The sequence below is a fragment of the Aquipseudomonas guryensis genome (assembly GCF_014164785.1).
GTDB classification, from domain to species: domain Bacteria; phylum Pseudomonadota; class Gammaproteobacteria; order Pseudomonadales; family Pseudomonadaceae; genus Aquipseudomonas; species Aquipseudomonas guryensis.
In genome coordinates, this window is sequence record NZ_JACJFN010000001.1 from 207,079 (window position 1) to 223,660 (window position 16,582).

14 protein-coding genes are annotated in these 16,582 nt (G+C 64.1%); 7 read left to right on the forward strand and 7 right to left on the reverse strand.

Features of this window, described 5'->3' with window-relative positions; translation table 11 throughout:
* The first annotated feature begins 26 nt into the window (after nucleotides 1-26).
* The gene (locus H3H45_RS00970; RefSeq protein WP_182831907.1) at nucleotides 27-785 is read left to right on the forward strand and encodes an SDR family oxidoreductase; all 759 of its coding nucleotides are present in this window, start codon (nucleotides 27-29) and stop codon (nucleotides 783-785) included.
* 191 nt (nucleotides 786-976) lie between these two features.
* On the opposite strand, the gene H3H45_RS00975 is transcribed toward H3H45_RS00970, so the two are convergent.
* Both H3H45_RS00975 and H3H45_RS00980 read right to left on the reverse strand, forming a co-directional pair.
* Complete coding sequence (locus tag H3H45_RS00975) at nucleotides 977-1,984, reverse strand: DUF481 domain-containing protein (protein WP_182831908.1); 1,008 nt, start codon at nucleotides 1,982-1,984, stop codon at nucleotides 977-979.
* A 304-nt stretch (nucleotides 1,985-2,288) separates the two neighbouring features.
* Nucleotides 2,289-3,284, reverse strand: a complete 996-nt coding sequence (locus H3H45_RS00980; protein WP_182831909.1) for a DUF481 domain-containing protein — start codon at nucleotides 3,282-3,284, stop codon at nucleotides 2,289-2,291.
* On the opposite strand from H3H45_RS00980, the gene H3H45_RS00985 reads away from it, so the two are divergent.
* Entirely contained in the window at nucleotides 3,283-3,675 is a 393-nt protein-coding gene (locus H3H45_RS00985; protein WP_182831910.1) for an MGMT family protein, read from the forward strand. The genes H3H45_RS00980 and H3H45_RS00985 overlap by 2 nt on opposite strands.
* 38 nt (nucleotides 3,676-3,713) lie before the next feature.
* Complete coding sequence (locus tag H3H45_RS00990) at nucleotides 3,714-5,327, forward strand: AmpG family muropeptide MFS transporter (RefSeq protein ID WP_182831911.1); 1,614 nt, start codon at nucleotides 3,714-3,716, stop codon at nucleotides 5,325-5,327.
* Nucleotides 5,328-5,369: 42 nt separating this feature from the next.
* Here H3H45_RS00990 and H3H45_RS00995 read toward each other — a convergent pair whose 3' ends face one another.
* Nucleotides 5,370-5,849: a YajQ family cyclic di-GMP-binding protein gene (locus H3H45_RS00995; protein WP_173209236.1), complete on the reverse strand. Its 480-nt coding sequence runs from the start codon at nucleotides 5,847-5,849 to the stop codon at nucleotides 5,370-5,372.
* 151 nt (nucleotides 5,850-6,000) lie between these two features.
* Between H3H45_RS00995 and H3H45_RS01000 the strand changes: the two genes are divergently transcribed.
* Genes H3H45_RS01000 through H3H45_RS01015 form a run of 4 tightly spaced genes read left to right on the forward strand, consistent with a single transcriptional unit; the run spans nucleotide 6,001 to nucleotide 10,540 of the window.
* Nucleotides 6,001-6,966 carry a GGDEF domain-containing response regulator gene (locus tag H3H45_RS01000; RefSeq protein ID WP_182831912.1) on the forward strand — a complete coding sequence of 322 codons (966 nt, stop codon included), beginning with the start codon at nucleotides 6,001-6,003 and terminating at the stop codon, nucleotides 6,964-6,966.
* 10 nt (nucleotides 6,967-6,976) lie between these two features.
* On the forward strand, nucleotides 6,977-7,888 hold the full coding sequence (locus tag H3H45_RS01005; RefSeq protein ID WP_182831913.1) for a putative 2-dehydropantoate 2-reductase: 912 nt from the start codon (nucleotides 6,977-6,979) through the stop codon (nucleotides 7,886-7,888).
* A gap of 46 nt (nucleotides 7,889-7,934) precedes the next feature.
* Nucleotides 7,935-9,956 (forward strand): sensor histidine kinase, encoded by a 2,022-nt coding sequence (locus tag H3H45_RS01010; RefSeq protein WP_182831914.1) that lies wholly within the window; start codon nucleotides 7,935-7,937, stop codon nucleotides 9,954-9,956.
* 2 nt (nucleotides 9,957-9,958) lie between these two features.
* Nucleotides 9,959-10,540, forward strand: a complete 582-nt coding sequence (locus H3H45_RS01015) for a cob(I)yrinic acid a,c-diamide adenosyltransferase (protein WP_182831915.1) — start codon at nucleotides 9,959-9,961, stop codon at nucleotides 10,538-10,540.
* Nucleotides 10,541-10,621: 81 nt separating this feature from the next.
* On the opposite strand, the gene H3H45_RS01020 is transcribed toward H3H45_RS01015, so the two are convergent.
* The 4 genes from H3H45_RS01020 to secA form a co-directional block, all read right to left on the reverse strand.
* Complete coding sequence (locus H3H45_RS01020) at nucleotides 10,622-11,566, reverse strand: Nudix family hydrolase (RefSeq protein WP_182831916.1); 945 nt, start codon at nucleotides 11,564-11,566, stop codon at nucleotides 10,622-10,624.
* Nucleotides 11,563-12,201, reverse strand: a complete 639-nt coding sequence (locus tag H3H45_RS01025) for a glutathione S-transferase family protein (RefSeq protein WP_182831917.1) — start codon at nucleotides 12,199-12,201, stop codon at nucleotides 11,563-11,565. The genes H3H45_RS01020 and H3H45_RS01025 overlap by 4 nt, the downstream gene beginning before the upstream one ends.
* A gap of 134 nt (nucleotides 12,202-12,335) precedes the next feature.
* Nucleotides 12,336-13,553 (reverse strand): bifunctional glutamate N-acetyltransferase/amino-acid acetyltransferase ArgJ, encoded by a 1,218-nt coding sequence (gene argJ / locus H3H45_RS01030; RefSeq protein ID WP_182831918.1) that lies wholly within the window; start codon nucleotides 13,551-13,553, stop codon nucleotides 12,336-12,338.
* Nucleotides 13,554-13,674: 121 nt separating this feature from the next.
* Nucleotides 13,675-16,413 carry a preprotein translocase subunit SecA gene (gene secA, locus H3H45_RS01035; RefSeq protein ID WP_182831919.1) on the reverse strand — a complete coding sequence of 913 codons (2,739 nt, stop codon included), beginning with the start codon at nucleotides 16,411-16,413 and terminating at the stop codon, nucleotides 13,675-13,677.
* Nucleotides 16,414-16,582: the final 169 nt, after the last annotated feature.

Genomic DNA, 16,582 nt, shown 5'->3' on the forward strand with positions numbered 1-16,582 from the left:
CTGTAGACCTTTAGAGGGGTAGTGTTATGGAACTCAAAGACAAAGTCATCATCATCACTGGCGGCTGCCAGGGCCTGGGCCGTGCCATGGGTGAATACCTGGCCGCCAAGGGCGCCAAGCTGGCTCTGGTCGACCTCAACCAGGAAAAGCTCGACGAAGCAGTAGCTGCCTGCAAGGCCGCCGGTGGTGACGCCCGCGCTTACCTGTGCAACGTGGCCAACGAAGAGCAGGTCACCCACACCGTGGCGCAGATCGCCGACGACTTCGGTGCGATCAACGGCCTGGTCAACAACGCCGGCATCCTGCGCGACGGCCTGACCATCAAGGTCAAGGACGGCGAGATGACCAAGATGAGCCTGGCCCAGTGGCAGTCGGTGATCGACGTCAACCTGACCGGCGTATTCCTCTGCACCCGCGAAGTCGCGGCGAAGATGATCGAACTGAAGAATCAGGGCGCGATCATCAACATCTCCTCGATCTCCCGTGCCGGTAACGTTGGCCAGGCCAACTACTCCGCCGCCAAGGCCGGCGTTGCGGCCGATACCGTGGTCTGGGCCAAGGAACTGGCGCGTTATGGCATCCGTGTCGCCGGCGTCGCTCCGGGCTTCATCGAAACAGAGATGACCGGCAGCATGAAGCCGGAAGCCCTGGAGAAGATGACTTCCGGCATCCCGCTGCGCCGCATGGGCAAGCCGGCCGAGATCGCTCACTCGGTGGCCTACATCCTGGAAAACGACTACTACACCGGGCGGATTCTGGAACTCGACGGCGGCCTGCGCCTCTGATTGGGTTTCGATCTGCTGCGCGTCGGCCAGGCGTCGTTGGAGAAGGGCCTCGGGCTGCTCATTTACAGCTCGTAAACTGCGCGCCCTCGGCCCTCCTCCGCCTAGCCTGACGCTAGCTCGCGAGATCGAGACTTGACTTCGCCAGTTGCAAAAAGCCCCGCATTTGCGGGGCTTTTTTATGGGTGGGTGAATTACCAGCCGACGCCCAGGCCGAGCATGTAGCGGCGCTCGTCGGTATCGCCGTTCTCGCTGACAACCTTGTCCCACTCTGCCTTGAGGCTCAGCGCTGCCCAGCTGTTGAGCTTGTAGCGCACACCGGCCTCGGTATCGATGATGTAGTCGATCTCGTCGATAAAGGGCGCGCCCAGTTCGCCCTGGCTGTACAGCTCGATGTTGTTGCCGATCAGCTTGCGCTTGTAGTCCCACTCCATGGCCGCCGAGTTGAAGTGCTCGCTCTCGCCATTGGCAAAGACGAAGTCGTTGCGGTTGAGCAGACCGGCCATAGAGAAGGCGCCGAGGGCATCGTCCCAGAACTGGTAGCCGGGGCCGGTACCGACGGTGCGCTGGATTTGCAGATCATCCAGGCGGTCATGGGTGTACTTGAGCTGCCCCTGCCAGAAGAACTGCTTGGTGAGGAAACGGTCGAGGTCGTAGTCCAGCTCGACCCGATCGGTCTTCTTCTCGTCGTCCTTGATCTCATGATCGTATTCGGCACCGAAGCTGTGCCGCCAGGCACCGTGGCGTGCCTGGGTGGCGAGGTCGATGTCGTAGTCCTTCACATCGTTCTCCGCGCTCTTGTAGTCGGCGGAAAAATCCACACGCCCGGTCCAGAGCAGGTCCTGCACCAGCGGTTTGGGCGGCAGGATCTGAGCAATCGAGGCCAGCGCCACCACTTTCGGCGCCTCGCCATTGACCAGCTCGACCTGCCCCTCACCTGCCGGCTTCAGCGACTTGGCCCGCTCGCCAGTGAAGTCATCCTGCTTGACCAGCAGCTCGCGCTCGCTCTCCAGGGTGGCGACCTTGTGCAGATCGAGGGTGATCGAGCCGGCATAGTCGGTTTTCAGCAGCAGCTTGCCGCCATCGACCAGTTCGATGGTGCCGGTGAGCTTGTCACCGTTCTTCAGCCACACGGTATCGGCAATCAGCGGAGTGGGAATGGCGGCCAGCGCCAGGCACAGCAGGGAACGGGAAACAGTCATTGGCGGGCAATCGGCTCAGTTGGGCAAAAAGGCCGGCATTATCCGCACGCCAGCCGGCAGAGCAAGCACTGACCGACGATTGCTCCGTGAGTTCCAGAAAGCGCGTAGAACCTGTTTAGGATCTTTTTAGCTAGAGCCAGGCAAGGCGCAACGACCAGCGGGAGTAACAGCCGCAGGCTGGCCCGAAGGGTAAGCGCCAGCGAATCAATTGGGCGAGGACGCGGAGTTTACGGAGTGTAAATGAGCAGTCCGAGCCCAATTTCAACGCGGCATGGCCGACGATCAAGAGATCCAAAATAGGTTCTTACCAGCCGACACCCAACCCAATCAGATAACGCTGCTCCGAATAGGTGTTGCCCAGTCCCCGCAACTGATCCAGCTCATAGAGCAGCGACAGCCGGGCCCAGTCATTCAGGCGATAGCGCAGGCCGGCCTCGCTGTCGAACACGTAGTCGATTTCGTCGATCTGTGGCACCTGCAGTTCGGCCGTACTGTAAAACTCCAGCCGCGTGCCCCACAGCTGGCGTTTGTAGTCCCACTCCAGCGACCAGGTGTCGAACGCCAACTCACCAAGTGGTGAATCCAGACGTACCCGATTGACCTGACCGACCAGGTCGAAACGCCCCAGCTCGTCATCCCAGAAGCGATAACCGGGTCCCGTGCCGAGAATGCGCTGGCGATTGATCTCCTCGAACTTGTCCTCATCCTGTTCGTAACCGGTACGCCAGAACCAGTGATCGGTAACGAAACGATCGAGGTCGTACTCCAGCTCCCAGTTGTCTTCCTTCTCCTCGTCGTTTTTGGTCTCGTGCTCCAGCTGGCCATTCAGGACATGGCGCCAGCGACCGTGTTCTACCCGCGTATTGGCCTTGATCTTGAACTCGTCGGTGCTGTCCTCGTTGCGCTCCAGATCCAGCTTGGCATCAAGGTTGCCTTCCCACAGGCGATCCTTGAGCAGTGGCCGCGGCGGCACCAGGCGGTTGATGCTGGCCAGCGGCACTGTCTCGCGACGACTACCGACCACGGTCACCAGACCCGGCCCGGCCGCCTGCAAACCTTCACTGCTTTCGCTGTCGAGCCCGACCCGGCGCAACATCAGGGGTTTGTCCGAGCGCAGGGTGTCGATATCCTTCCAGTCGATCAGCACGCGCCCGGCATACTTGGTTTTCAGGGCCAGCTTGCCGCCGTCGAGCAGGAGGATCTCGCCGCTCAGGCGGTCACCATTGTTCAGCCAGACGGTGTCGGCCCAGACCGGCCAGGCGAGTACGAGAACAGTCGAAAGCAGGAAGCGCAGCCACATGAGCAAGACACCGGTAACCGAACGGGGGATCGCCGCAGAGCATGCCCCCGCCCTCGACCCGACGGCAAGCGCCGAGGGGCGGCGGGCGGCGCTCTATCTGCTGCTGTCACAGATCCCTGCGGGCAAGGTCACCAGCTACGGCGAACTGGCGGCCCTGGCCGGTCTCGGCCGGGCCGCGCGCTGGGTGGGTCGCACGCTCAGCCAGTTGCCGCCCGACACCCGCCTGCCCTGGCATCGCGTGCTCGGCGCAGGCGGGCGCCTGAGCCTGCCGGCCGGCAGCCCGAGTGGCGACGAGCAGCGCGCGCGTCTGCGCGAAGAAGGTCTGACCATCATCAACAACCGCGTCGATATGCGCCGCCACGGCTGGCGCCCGATGGAGCTCAACGGTTAGAGTGCGCCCTTTGTCCAGCTGCCTCCCAGACCTTGCCCATGCCCCGTAAATCCTGGCGCGCCGCCCTCGCCACCTATGCCCATCCGGCCTCGCTGGCCCTGCTGTTGCTGGGCTTTGCCGCCGGCCTGCCGTACATGCTGGTGTTCTCCACCCTGTCGGTGTGGCTGCGCGAGGCCGGGGTGGCGCACCAGACCATCGGCTACGCCAGCCTGATCGGCCTGGCCTATGCCTTCAAATGGGTCTGGGCACCGATGCTCGACCAGTGGCGCCTGCCGCTGCTGGGCAAGCTGGGTCGCCGCCGCTCCTGGCTGGTGCTGTCGCAGGTGCTGGTGGCAGCAGGATTGATCGGCATGGCGCTGTGCGACCCACAGCAGCATCTGTCCTGGCTAATCGGCGTGGCCGTGGTGGTGGCCTTCGCCTCGGCCACCCAGGACATCGCGGTGGATGCCTACCGCCTGGAAATCGTCGACGACAACCGCCAGGCCGCGCTGGCCGCCAGCTATATGGCCGGCTACCGGGTTGCCGCCCTGCTCGCCACCGCCGGCGCGCTGTACTTCGCCGGCTGGTTTGGCGCGGTGGATGGCAACTACCAGCACGGTGCCTGGGCCAGCACCTACCTGCTGTTCGCCATGCTCATGCTGCCTGGGCTGTTCACCACCCTGTGGATGCGCGAGCCGCCGGTGCCGCTGAAGACGCAGATCTCCGCCGCGCGCTACGGCCTCTACCACCAGCTGGCCTCGGTATTGGTGCTGATCCTGCTACTGATCTCGGTGCCGGCGATGTTCACCCAGCTGTTCAAGAGCGACATCCTGCTGAGCCTGCAAGGCGCCATCAGCCCGCTGGAACTGCTGCGCGATGACCGCGCCTTCCTGCGCTTCCTGCTCTACACGATCATCACCAGCCTGTGCCTGTCGGCCATGGGCCGACGCAGCCTGGCGCCAGTACTCACGCCGATCAACGACTTCATCCTGCGCTACCGCTGGCAGGCCCTGCTGCTGCTGGGCCTGATCGCTACCTATCGCATGTCCGATACGGTGATGGGGGTAATGGCCAACGTCTTCTACATCGACATGGGCTTCGCCAAGAGCCAGATCGCCAGCGTCAGCAAGCTGTTCGGCCTGTTCATGACCCTGTTCGGCGCGGCAATGGGCGGCCTGCTGATCGTGCGCTTCGGCATCCTGCCGATCCTGCTGATCGGTGGCGCCGCTTCGGCCGGCACCAACCTGCTATTCGCCCTGCTCGCCGGCCTCGGGGTGATCAGCGACAGTAGCTTCGCCGGGCAGAACGTCCTCGACCTGCTGCAGGCGCTGAACCCGCACATGCTGATGCTGGTGCTGACCATCACCCTCGACAACTTCAGTTCCGGGCTGGCCACGGCGGCGTTCGTCGCCTACCTGTCGAGCCTGACCAACCTGAAGTTCTCTGCCACCCAGTACGCCCTGCTCAGCTCGATCATGCTGCTGCTGCCGCGCCTGGTCGGCGGCTCGTCCGGCCTGATGGTGGAAAAACTCGGCTATGCCCAGTTCTTCCTCGCCACGGCCCTGCTCGGCATTCCCACCCTGCTGTTGATTCTCATGCAGTGGGGCCGCGAACGCAGCCAGCCGAACGGCAATGGCGAAACGCCGCTGCCGAGCAGTTCCGAGCAACCATGAAAAAGGCCGGCGATTGCCGGCCTTTTCCATTCTCACGCGCGATCAATCGCGGAAGTTGTTGTACTGCAGCGGCATGCCGAATTCCTTGGCACGCAAGACAGCAATGGCTTCCTGCAGGTCATCGCGCTTCTTGCCGGTGATGCGTACCTGCTCGCCCTGGATGGCAGCCTGCACCTTGAGCTTAGCGTCCTTGACATGGGCGACGATCTTCTTCGCCAGCTCCTTGTCGATGCCCTCGCGGAAGGTCACTTCCTGCTTGATCACCTTGCCGGAGGCGAAGGGATCCTTGAGCTCCATGCACTGGCTGTCGATCTTGCGCTTGACCAGATTGAGCCGCAGGATCTCCAGCATCTGCTCCAGCATGAAATCGGCTTCGGCGGTCAAGGTAACGGTCTTGTCCTTGCTCTCGAAGCTGCATTTGCCGCGCAGGTCGAAGCGCCGCTCCAGTTCCTTCACCGCGTTGTCCACGGCGTTGGTCAGTTCGTGTTTATCCAGTTCGGACACCACGTCGAACGAAGGCATGAAATTCCTCCAGATAGACGGCGCGATCAGTATCACGGACAGAGCGCGCCTGGCTTGACGATAAAATTTGCGCGCTCATTATACCTACACCAGCATGCGCCGCTCGGCCAAGTACCGAAAGCGCCCCAGTTTCCTGCCAGCGAGCCCATAAATGCCCAACCCCCATCTCAGCATTCTGGTGGTGGACGACGCCAAGTTCTCCAGCGCCATGATCGGTCGCGCCCTCAGCCAGGCCGGTTACCTGGATGTGCGTTTCGCCACCAGTGCCGCCGAAGCCTTGCAGCTGCTCGAGCAGCGCCCGGCCAGCGTGCTGCTGGCCGACTGGCTGATGCCAGAGATGGACGGCCTTGAGCTGACCGGCCGGGTCCGCCAGCTGGATGAGACCGCCGACCACTACACCTACGTCATCCTGCTTACCGGCAAGGAAGGCGACAACGTGCTGGTGGAGGCCTTCGACCGTGGCGTCGACGACTTCGTCAGCAAGGCGACAATGAACGAACAGCTGGTGCCACGCGTCTACGCCGCCGACCGCCTGTGCAACACCCTGCACCGTCTGCTCAACGAAAACCGCATGCTCACCCTGAACATTGCCAGCCTCGAGCAGCGCAACCTGGTCGACCCACTGACCGGCCTGGGCAACCCGCGCTACCTGCAACAACGCCTGCAGGAGAGCCTGCGCCAGGTGGAATCGCGCGGCGGTGCCGTGTGCTACCTGCTGATCGGCCTGCAGGAAGCCGGCAGCCTGCGCCAGCAGTATGGCAACGGCTTCTATAACGAATTGCTGCACGGCGTGGCTCGCCGCCTGCAGCAGCTGGTCCGCCCTCTGGATGTACTGGCGCGCATCGACGACAACCACTTCGCCCTGATCACCCTGATCGACGACTTGCAGGAATGCTCGCCGAGCAGCTTCAAGCGCCTGCACGAAGGCCTCAACCTCAAGGCCTTCAAGACCAGCGAGGGCTTCATCAGCCTCAAGGCCGGCATCGCCCTGGTCGGCCTGGATGCCAAGTCACTGCCTATCGAAACGCAAACCCTGGTCGAGCATGCCGACAGGCTGCTGCCAAGCTCCTACGCCAGCGGTCGGGTCAGCGCCCTGCGTCTGCCGCTACCGCAGTGATCCGCCGGCAATGACCTGGCACGTTCTCGGTGCCGGCAGCCTGGGCAGCCTGTGGGCTGCGCGCCTGGCGCGTGCCGGCCTGCCGGTACGCCTGATCCTGCGTGACCCGACGCGCCTGGCCGCCTACCGCGCCGCCGGCGGGCTGCGCCTGAGCGAGGCTGGGCATACGCATCTCTACCCCATCCCAGCAGAAACCGCCGACAGCCCGGCTCCGGTCCAGCGCCTGCTGCTGGTCTGCAAGGCCTACGATGCCGAGGAAGCGGCCGCCAGCCTGGCCCCACGTTTGAGTGCCAATGCCGAAATCATCCTGTTGCAGAACGGCCTGGGCAGCCAGGATGCCGTCGCCGCGCGCCTGCCACGGGCGCGCTGCATCCTCGCCAGCAGCACCGAAGGGGCCTTTCGGGACGCTGACTTCAGCGTGGTGTTCGCCGGCCGGGGGCATACCTGGCTCGGCCGCGAAGGACAAGACCAAGCGCCGGCCTGGCTCAGTGAGCTGCAGCTAGCCGGTATCCAGCACACCTGGAGCGCCGAGATCCTCGGCAAGCTGTGGCGCAAGCTGGCGCTGAACTGCGCGATCAACCCGCTGACGGTGCTGCATGACTGCCGCAATGGCGGTCTTGCGGACTACCCGGGGGAAGTCGACAGCCTGTGCGCCGAGCTGGGCACGCTGCTCCAGCAGTGCAACCAGGCCAGTGCCGCAGAGGGCCTGCACGCAGAGGTGCAGCGGGTGATCGCCGCCACTGCGGCCAACTACTCTTCCATGCATCAGGACGTGGCCCAGGGCCGGCGCACGGAAATCGCCTACCTGCTCGGCTATGCCTGCCGTGCGGCCGCCCAACGCCAGTTGGCCGTGCCCCTGTTGCAGGCCCTGCACCAGCGACTGAGCGCACATCTGGCCGCACGCGGATTGCCCACCACCTGAGCCCGCGCTACCCTGCCCTCTACTTTTCCTGCGGAAACCAGCGCCCTTGACCCGTCTGCGCCAGCGCCTCGACAACCTGCCAGTCGGCCGCAAAGTGCTCGCTGCGCTGCTCGTGCTGCTGGCCACTGTGCTGCTGGTGGCCAACCTGGCCTTTATCAGCGCCGCCTACTGGATTTCCCAGGAAAGCGTGGCGCCACAGGCCCTGCATACCCTCGGCCGGCTGATCGCCAGCCCGGAAGTCAGCCAGAAGGCCCTGGCCTCGCCGACTGCAGCCCAGGCCCTGCTGCAGAACCTCGACAGCTACAGCCCGCTGCGCGCCGCCGCCCTGTACGACAGCAGCGGCATGCGCATCGCCCAGCTGCAACTGGGCGACGCCCTGCAACTGCCGGTGCACACCGAACTGCTGGAAAGCTGGCGCCAGGGCGAGTTCCGCGCCACTCAGGTGGTCGAGCTGCCACAACCGGACAAACAGCCCGGTTACCTGTTGCTGGTGGCCTCCAGCGAGCTGCCTGGGGTGTTCTACACCGGCACCCTGACCGCCAGCGGCGTGATCCTGGTCGTCAGCATCCTGCTCTGGACCCTGATCGCCCGGCAGATCCGGCGGCTGATCACCCGGCCGATTCGTCATCTGGAAGAACTCACCCGCCAGGTCACCCGCGAGGAGAACTACGCCCTGCGCGTGGCGCGCGGCAACCAGGACGAGATCGGCAGCCTGGCCGATGCCTTCAATACCATGCTCAGCCGCATGGAAGCGCGCGAACAGCAGCTCAAGCGCGCCCGCGACGATGCCCAGGAGGCTTTCGACCAGGCACAGACCCTGGCCGAGGAAACCCGCCACTCCAACCGCAAGCTGGAGCTGGAAGTGCAGGTGCGCGGCAAGATTGAAAAGAAGCTCACCGGCTTCCAGAAGTACCTCAACAGCATCATCGACTCTATGCCCTCGGCGCTGATCGCCCTCGACGAGCAGCTCTACGTCACCCAGTGGAACCAGGAGGCCAGCGCGCTTTCCGGCACCCGCCTGGATGAAGCGCTGAACCAGCCGGTGTTTCTCGCCTTCCCCTCGCTGAAACCCTTTCTGCCGCAGCTCAAGCGCACCGCCGAGCAGCACAAGGTGGAAAAGGTCGAGCGGGTGACCTGGAACAAGGGCGAAGAGCCGCACCACTATGCCCTGACCTTCTACCCGCTGATGGGCGGCAGCGGCCGGGGCGTGGTGATCCGCATCGACGACATCACCCAGCGTCTGTCCTTGGAAGACATGATGGTGCAGTCGGAGAAGATGCTCTCGGTCGGTGGCCTGGCGGCCGGCATGGCCCACGAGATCAACAACCCGCTCGGCGCCATCCTGCATAACGTGCAGAACATCCGCCGCCGGCTCTCGCCGGAGCTGGCGAAGAACCAGGAGCAGGCGGTGGAGGTCGGCATCGCCCTCGACGATGTCACCGCCTACCTGGAAGCCCGCGAAATCCCCCAGTTGCTCGACGGCATCCAGCAAGCCGGCTCACGGGCAGCGAAGATCGTCAGCCACATGCTCAGCTTCAGCAGGCGCAGCAACCGGCAGATGGCGCCCTGCCTGCTGCCGGCGCTGGTCGACCAGGCCCTGGAAATCGCCGGCAACGACTTCGACCTGGCCGACAGTTTCGACTTCAAGACCCTGCTCATCCAGCGCGAATTCGACGAAAACCTGGGGCCGGTGCCGGCCACCGCCAACGAGCTGGAACAGGTGCTGCTCAACCTGCTGAAGAACGCCGCCCAGGCGATTCACCAGCGCGACGACGAGGACGAGCCGGGGCGCATCATCCTGCGCACCCGACTGAATGCACCGTGGGCGGAAATCCAGGTGGAAGACAATGGCATCGGCATGCCCGAGCATGTGCGCAAGCGCATCTTCGAACCCTTCTTCACCACCAAGGAAGTCGGCCAGGGCACCGGCCTGGGCCTGTCCGTGTCCTATTTCATCATTACCAACAACCACAAGGGGCAGATGGAAGTGCACTCCACTCCGGGCCAGGGCACCTGTTTCACCCTGCGCCTGCCCCTGACTCCCAGCAGCGAAAGTACGAGCATCTGACCATGGGTTATCGACTGAGCAAGATTTACACGAAGACCGGCGACAAGGGCGAAACCGGCCTGGCCGATGGGCGCCGCGTCGGCAAGGACCACCCGCGCGTGGAGGCCATGGGCGAGCTAGACCTGCTCAACAGCCACCTCGGTCTGCTGCTGGCCGAACTGGCCGAGCACCAAGCCAAATGGCCGGGACTGAGCGAAATCATCGAGGTCCTGGCGCCCTGCCAACACCGCCTGTTCGACCTCGGTGGCGAGCTGGCGATGCCGGCCTACCAGGCCCTCGATGAGGCGGAAGTGCAACGCCTGGAAGCGGCCATCGACCGCTGGAACGAGGAAGTCGGGGCCCTGGAAAACTTCATCCTCCCCGGCGGTTCGCGACTGATTGCCCAGGCCCACGTCTGCCGCAGCCTGGCACGCAACGCCGAACGCCGCTGCCAGCACCTCAATGCGGTGGAGCCACTGCGTGAGGTCGGCATGGCCTACGTCAATCGCCTGTCCGACCTGCTGTTCGTCGCCGCCCGCCTGATCGCCCGCCGCCAGCAGATCGATGAAGTGCTGTGGCAGGCGGCGGCCAAGCCCGAGGCCTGATCTGCGATTACCCGTAGGGAGTTACCCACGCGGGGTTAACGGTGTACATGGCGCTCCCTATGGGAAGTCGAGCCCGCCTGCCTAGGCCTGCGGCCAGAATGCACGGATCCCGGCCACCCCCTGGGCGCCGGCCTGCCAGGCTCGCGGCAGATCGCCTGAGCCAACCCCGCCGAGCAGGTAAGCGGGCTTGTTGAAGCCCCGCAGCAGCTCGCTGGCGGCCTGCCAGCCCAGCGGCTGGGCCTCGGGGTGGCTCTGGGTCACCTGCACCGGCGACAGGGTGATGAAGTCCACGCCCATACGCGTGGCCAATGCCAGCTCCTCGGCGCCGTGGCAGGACGCCGCCAGCCAGCGCTGACCGGGAAATGGGCGGCCCTGATCGGCGTATTTGCGCAACTGTTCGGCAGTCAGGTGCCAGCCGGCGGCAGGAAAGTCGCCCAGCCACTCCAGCGGGCCCTTGAGCATCAGCTGCGCCTTGCCGGCACAGAGGCCCTGGATATCCACCGCCAGGTCACGGTACTGGGCATCGAACATGGCCGGCGCGCGCAGCTGGATCAGGCGGATACCGGCAGCCAGCGCCGCACGCACGCCGCGCAGCAGCTCACCAGGCTCCAGGTCTTCCGGAGTGATGAGGTAACGATCCGGCAGGCGCGCCACCGCAACAATCGGCTGATTGGCCGCCGGAAACTCGTAGTCGAGCAGTTCGCGGGCGCTGACCCAGGCCAGTGGCTGACCTTCGGCACCATGCGGTTCGCCCGTGAATGCGCTGACCTCCCAGACATCCAGCAGTACCTGCTTGTCCGGGTAATCGTGCTGCACCTGGATCAGCGGGCGGGCGGTCTCGACCCGGATGCCCAGTTCCTCCTGCAGCTCGCGGGACAGCGCGGCCTCGACTGCCTCACCTTCCTCCACCTTGCCACCGGGAAACTCCCACAGGCCACCCTGGTGCTGATCCGCTGCGCGCTTGGCGATCAACACCCGGGCGTCGGCGCCGCGGATTACCGCAGCTGCCACATGCACACGCTTCATGCATTGCTCTCCGTTTCCTGCAGGCCGGCACGGTACCAGCGCTGGAAGGCCGGCCACTGATAGATGGTATTCACATAAGCCTCGGCCTCGGCCGGCAGCGCCACCTGATAGCTGCGCAGGCGCGCCGCCACCGGGGCGAAGAAGGCATCGGCGATGCTGGCGTGGCCGAACAGGTACGGGCCATCCTGACCGAAGCGCTGGCGGCACTCCTGCCACAGGGTACAGACCCGCGCGATATCCGCTGCCGCCTCGGCCGGCAGCTCAGCCAGGGGCTGGTTGCGCCGCAGGTTCATCGGCAGATGACTGCGCAGCGGCACGAAACCGCTGTGCATTTCCGCGCAGACCGAGCGGGCGAAGGCCCTGGCGGCTGAGCCCCGCGGCCACAGATGGGCCTCAGGAAAACGTTCGGCGAGGTATTCGGCGATGGCCAGGGAATCCCAGATCACCCCGTCTTCGCACTTGAGCACCGGCACCTTGCCGGTCGGCGAATGCTGCAGCAGCTGACGGCGGCTGTCGGCGCCGTAGAGCTGGACCAGCTGTTCGTCGTAATCGACGCCCGCCAGCTCAAGCGCCAGCCAGGCACGCAGCGACCAGGATGAGTAGTTCTTGTTGCCGATTACCAAGGTCAGGGACATGACTAGCTCCGGGATAGGGCTGATGCAGATGAAATCATCTCGACCTTAAAAGCGACACCCGCAGATAGCAAATTCCCGATATTCATGGGGCCATGAATACCGGGAATCCGGGTGCAGCCGTCAGACCATCGCGATCAGGAGCGATATTCCGCGTTGATCCTCACGTACTCGTGGGACAGGTCGGTGGTCCAGATGGTTTCACTGCAAGTGCCGCGGCCCAACTCGATGCGGATGGTGATTTCCTCGCGGGCCATTACTGCCGCGCCCTGCTCCTCGGTATAGGTCGCCGCGCGACCACCCTGGCTGGCGATGCATACCTCACCGAGGAACACGTCGATCTTGCTCACGTCCAGCTGCGGCACGCCGGCATAGCCGACGGCGGCGAGGATACGCCCCCAGTTCGGGTCGGAGGCGAACAGCGCGGTCTTGATCAGCGGCGAGTGGGCCACGGCATAGGCGACATCCAGGCACTCCTGATGCGTACCGCCGCCGTTGACCTGCACGGTGACGAACTTGGTGGCGCCTTCACCGTCGCGCACGATGGCCTGGGCCACTTCCATGAACACTTCGAATACCGCCTGCTTGAGCTTGGCGAACAGCTCACCACTGGAAGCGGTGATTTCCGGCAAGGCCGCCTGGCCCGTCGCAATCAGCAGGCAGCAGTCGTTGGTCGAGGTATCGCCGTCGATGGTGATGCGGTTGAACGACTTGTTCGCCGCATCGGCCACCAGCGATTGCAGGACGTCACGGGCCACCTTGGCGTCGGTGGCGATATAGCCGAGCATGGTCGCCATGTTCGGTCGGATCATCCCCGCGCCCTTGCTGATGCCGGTCACGGTGACGGTCACGCCGTCATGCTGGAACTGGCGGCTGGCGCCCTTGGGCAGGGTGTCGGTGGTCATGATGCCGGTGGCAGCTTCGGCCCAATGGTTCTCGTGCAGATCATCGAGGGCCGCCTGCAGCGCGCCTTCGATCTTCTCTACCGGCAGCGGCTCACCGATCACCCCGGTGGAGAACGGCAGTACAGCCTCTTGCGCGACGCCGGTCAGCGCCGCCAGCGCGGCACAGGTACGTCGGGCATTGGCCAGGCCGTCAGGGCCGGTGCCGGCGTTGGCGTTGCCGGTGTTGGTCAGCAGGTAGCGCACATCGCCCTGCAGGCGCTCACGAGTGACGATCACCGGTGCGGCGCAGAAGGCGTTGGTGGTGGTCACCCCGGCTACCCGCGAGCCTTCGGCGCAACGCATCACCACCACATCCTTGCGCCCCGGGCGCTTGATGCCGGCAGAGGCAATGCCAAGTTCAAAACCGGGAACCGGGTGCAGAGTAGGCAGGGGACCAAGACCAACGGCCATGTGGGGCGCTCCTTCGTAGACAATCTGGGCAAACACCGAGCGATGCCCGGCAAGCAGTGACAAAACGCCGCGAGCGGCAGAGCCGGTCGCGGCGTTGTTTATATAGCAGGGTTCCGGAAGATCAGCTGATCTGGCCGTGGCAATGCTTGTACTTTTTCCCGGAACCGCACGGGCAAGGCTCGTTGCGCCCGGTTTTCGCTTCGACCCGTACCGGCGCAGCCGCTACCGCCACGTCGCCTTCGGCTTCGCTGCCTTCATCAGCCAGCGGCATGGCCGAGGCGTCGGCATGCTGGAACTGCATGCGCTGGGCCATGGCTTCGGCTTCGCGGCGCAGACGCGCCTCTTCCTCGATCGGGTCTTCGCGACGGATCTGTACATGCGACAGCACGCGGATGGTGTCGCGGCGGATCGAGTCGAGCAGCTCCTGGAACAGGGTGAAGGACTCGCGCTTGTATTCCTGCTTGGGGTTCTTCTGCGCATAGCCGCGCAGGTGGATGCCGTGGCGCAGGTGATCCATGGTGGCCAGGTGGTCTTTCCACAGGTCGTCGAGCACGCGCAGCAGCATCTGCTTCTCGAAGGTGCGCAGGGCCTCGGCGCCAGCCAGGGTTTCCTTCTCGTTGTAGGCAGCCAGAACCTCTTCGAGGATGCGCGCACGCAGCGGCTCTTCGTAGAGCTGGGCGTCGTCGTCGAGCCACTGCTGGATCGGCAGCTTGAGGCCGAAGTTGCTGTACAGCGACTGCTCCAGACCGAAGATGTCCCACTGCTCCGGCAGCGACTGCGGCGCAATGTGCTCGTTGATCGTGTTGGTCAGTACTTCCTCGCGGAACTCGGCGATGGTTGCGCCAATGTCGTCGGCAGCCAGCAGGCTGTTACGCATGTGGTAGATCACCTTGCGCTGCTCGTTGGCCACGTCATCGTATTCGAGCAATTGTTTACGCATGTCGAAGTTGCGCCCTTCGACCTTGCGCTGCGCCTTCTCGATGGCGTTGGTGACCATGCTGTGCTCGATGGCTTCGCCGGACTGCATGCCCAGAGCCTTCATGAAGTTCTTCACCCGGTCGGAGGCGAAGATGCGCATCAGGCTGTCTTCCAGCGACAGGTAGAAGCGGCTGGAGCCCGGGTCACCCTGGCGACCGGCACGGCCACGCAGCTGGTTGTCGATCCGCCGCGACTCGTGACGCTCGGAAGCGATCACGCACAGGCCACCGGCCTCGATCACCTGCTGGTGACGCTTCTGCCAGTCGGCCTTGATCTGCGCGATCTGCTCGGCAGTCGGGTTTTCCAGGTTGGCGACTTCCACTTCCCAGTTGCCGCCGAGGAGGATGTCGGTACCGCGACCGGCCATGTTGGTGGCGATGGTCACCGCCCCTGGGCGACCGGCCTGGGCGATGATCTCGGCTTCCTTCTCGTGGTACTTGGCGTTGAGCACCTTGTGCTCCATGCCAGCCTTGTTGAGCAGGCTCGACAGGTATTCGGAGGTTTCGATCGAGGCGGTACCGACCAGGATCGGTCGACCCTGAGCCTGGATTTCCTTGATGTCGGTGATGATCGCCGCGTACTTCTCTTCCTGGGTCAGGTAGACCAGGTCGTTGTAGTCCTTGCGCGCCAACGGCTTGTTGGTCGGGATCACGATCACATCGAGGCCGTAGATCTGGCGGAACTCGAAGGCCTCGGTGTCGGCAGTACCGGTCATGCCGGCCAGCTTGGTGTACAGGCGGAAGTAGTTCTGGAAGGTGGTCGAGGCCAGGGTCTGGCTCTCGGCCTGGATATTCAGGCCTTCCTTGGCTTCGATGGCCTGGTGCAGGCCTTCGGACAGGCGGCGACCGGGCATGGTACGGCCGGTATGCTCGTCGATCAGTAGCACCTGGCCGTCTTGCACGATGTACTCGACGTTGCGGTGGAACAGCTTGTGCGCACGCAGGCCGGCATACACATGGGTCAGCAGACCGAGGTTGTGCGCCGAGTACAGGCTCTCGCCCTCAGCCAGCAGGCCGGCTGCGGTGAGCAGTTCTTCGATGTACTGGTGACCGGCCTCGTTGAGTTCGACCTGACGGCTCTTCTCGTCGATCTTGTAGTGGCCTTCCTGGGTGACCACGCCTTCTTCTTCCTCGATGTGCTGAGTGAGGCGCGGGATCAGCTTGTTGACCTCGATGTACAGCTTGGAGCTGTCTTCGGCCTGGCCGGAGATGATCAGCGGGGTGCGCGCTTCGTCGATGAGGATCGAGTCCACTTCGTCGATCACGGCGAAATTCAGCTCGCGCTGGAACTTCTCCTCCAGGGCGAAGGCCATATTGTCGCGCAGGTAGTCGAAGCCGAATTCGTTGTTGGTGCCGTAGGTGATGTCGGCCGCGTAGGCGGCACGCTTCTCTTCCGGCGGCATGAACGGGGTGACGATGCCGACAGTCAGGCCGAGGAATTCGTACAGCGGACGCATCCAGTTGGCGTCGCGACGGGCCAGGTAGTCGTTGACCGTGATCACGTGCACACCTTTGCCTTCCAGGGCATTGAGGTACACCGCCAGGGTGCCGACCAGGGTCTTACCCTCACCGGTGCGCATCTCGGCGATCTTGCCTTCGTGCAGGGTCATGCCGCCGATCAGCTGGACGTCGAAGTGACGCATACCCATCACACGCTTGCCGGCCTCGCGGGCCACGGCGAAGGCTTCCGGAAGAATCTGGTCGAGGCTCTCGCCCTTGGCCAGACGCGCCTTGAACTCCTCGGTCTTGGCCTTCAGCTGCTCGTCGGAGAGCGCAAGCATCTGCTCTTCGAGGGCATTGATCGCGACCACTGTCTTGAGCATGCGTTTGACTTCACGCTCGTTCTTGCTTCCAAAGAGTTTCTTCAACAGCGGCGCAAACATATCGGCAGATTCTTCCACTAATAGGGATGAAGGGTGGCGCAAAACGCCAGCCCTGCAGCCGGCTCGGCTGCGTGCGAAAGGGGGCATTCTACCCGGAAACGTCGGCGATGAAAGTGCATCGTGCCCGCAAGCACAGCACTCGATGCAACCGCGAATCCATCCTATATGG

Bases quoted from the DNA above. Each gene is read 5' to 3' on its own strand.
- secA (WP_182831919.1), bottom strand. From the start codon at position 16,413: ATGTTTGCGCCGCTGTTGAAGAAACTCTTTGGAAGCAAGAACGAGCGT.
- H3H45_RS00975 (WP_182831908.1), bottom strand. From the start codon at position 1,984: ATGACTGTTTCCCGTTCCCTGCTGTGCCTGGCGCTGGCCGCCATTCCC.
- H3H45_RS01000 (WP_182831912.1), top strand. From the start codon at position 6,001: ATGCCCAACCCCCATCTCAGCATTCTGGTGGTGGACGACGCCAAGTTC.
- H3H45_RS01015 (WP_182831915.1), top strand. From the start codon at position 9,959: ATGGGTTATCGACTGAGCAAGATTTACACGAAGACCGGCGACAAGGGC.
- H3H45_RS01020 (WP_182831916.1), bottom strand. From the start codon at position 11,566: ATGAAGCGTGTGCATGTGGCAGCTGCGGTAATCCGCGGCGCCGACGCC.
- argJ (WP_182831918.1), bottom strand. From the start codon at position 13,553: ATGGCCGTTGGTCTTGGTCCCCTGCCTACTCTGCACCCGGTTCCCGGT.
- H3H45_RS00990 (WP_182831911.1), top strand. From the start codon at position 3,714: ATGCCCCGTAAATCCTGGCGCGCCGCCCTCGCCACCTATGCCCATCCG.
- H3H45_RS00980 (WP_182831909.1), bottom strand. From the start codon at position 3,284: ATGTGGCTGCGCTTCCTGCTTTCGACTGTTCTCGTACTCGCCTGGCCG.
- H3H45_RS00970 (WP_182831907.1), top strand. From the start codon at position 27: ATGGAACTCAAAGACAAAGTCATCATCATCACTGGCGGCTGCCAGGGC.
- H3H45_RS00985 (WP_182831910.1), top strand. From the start codon at position 3,283: ATGAGCAAGACACCGGTAACCGAACGGGGGATCGCCGCAGAGCATGCC.
- H3H45_RS00995 (WP_173209236.1), bottom strand. From the start codon at position 5,849: ATGCCTTCGTTCGACGTGGTGTCCGAACTGGATAAACACGAACTGACC.
- H3H45_RS01025 (WP_182831917.1), bottom strand. From the start codon at position 12,201: ATGTCCCTGACCTTGGTAATCGGCAACAAGAACTACTCATCCTGGTCG.
- H3H45_RS01005 (WP_182831913.1), top strand. From the start codon at position 6,977: ATGACCTGGCACGTTCTCGGTGCCGGCAGCCTGGGCAGCCTGTGGGCT.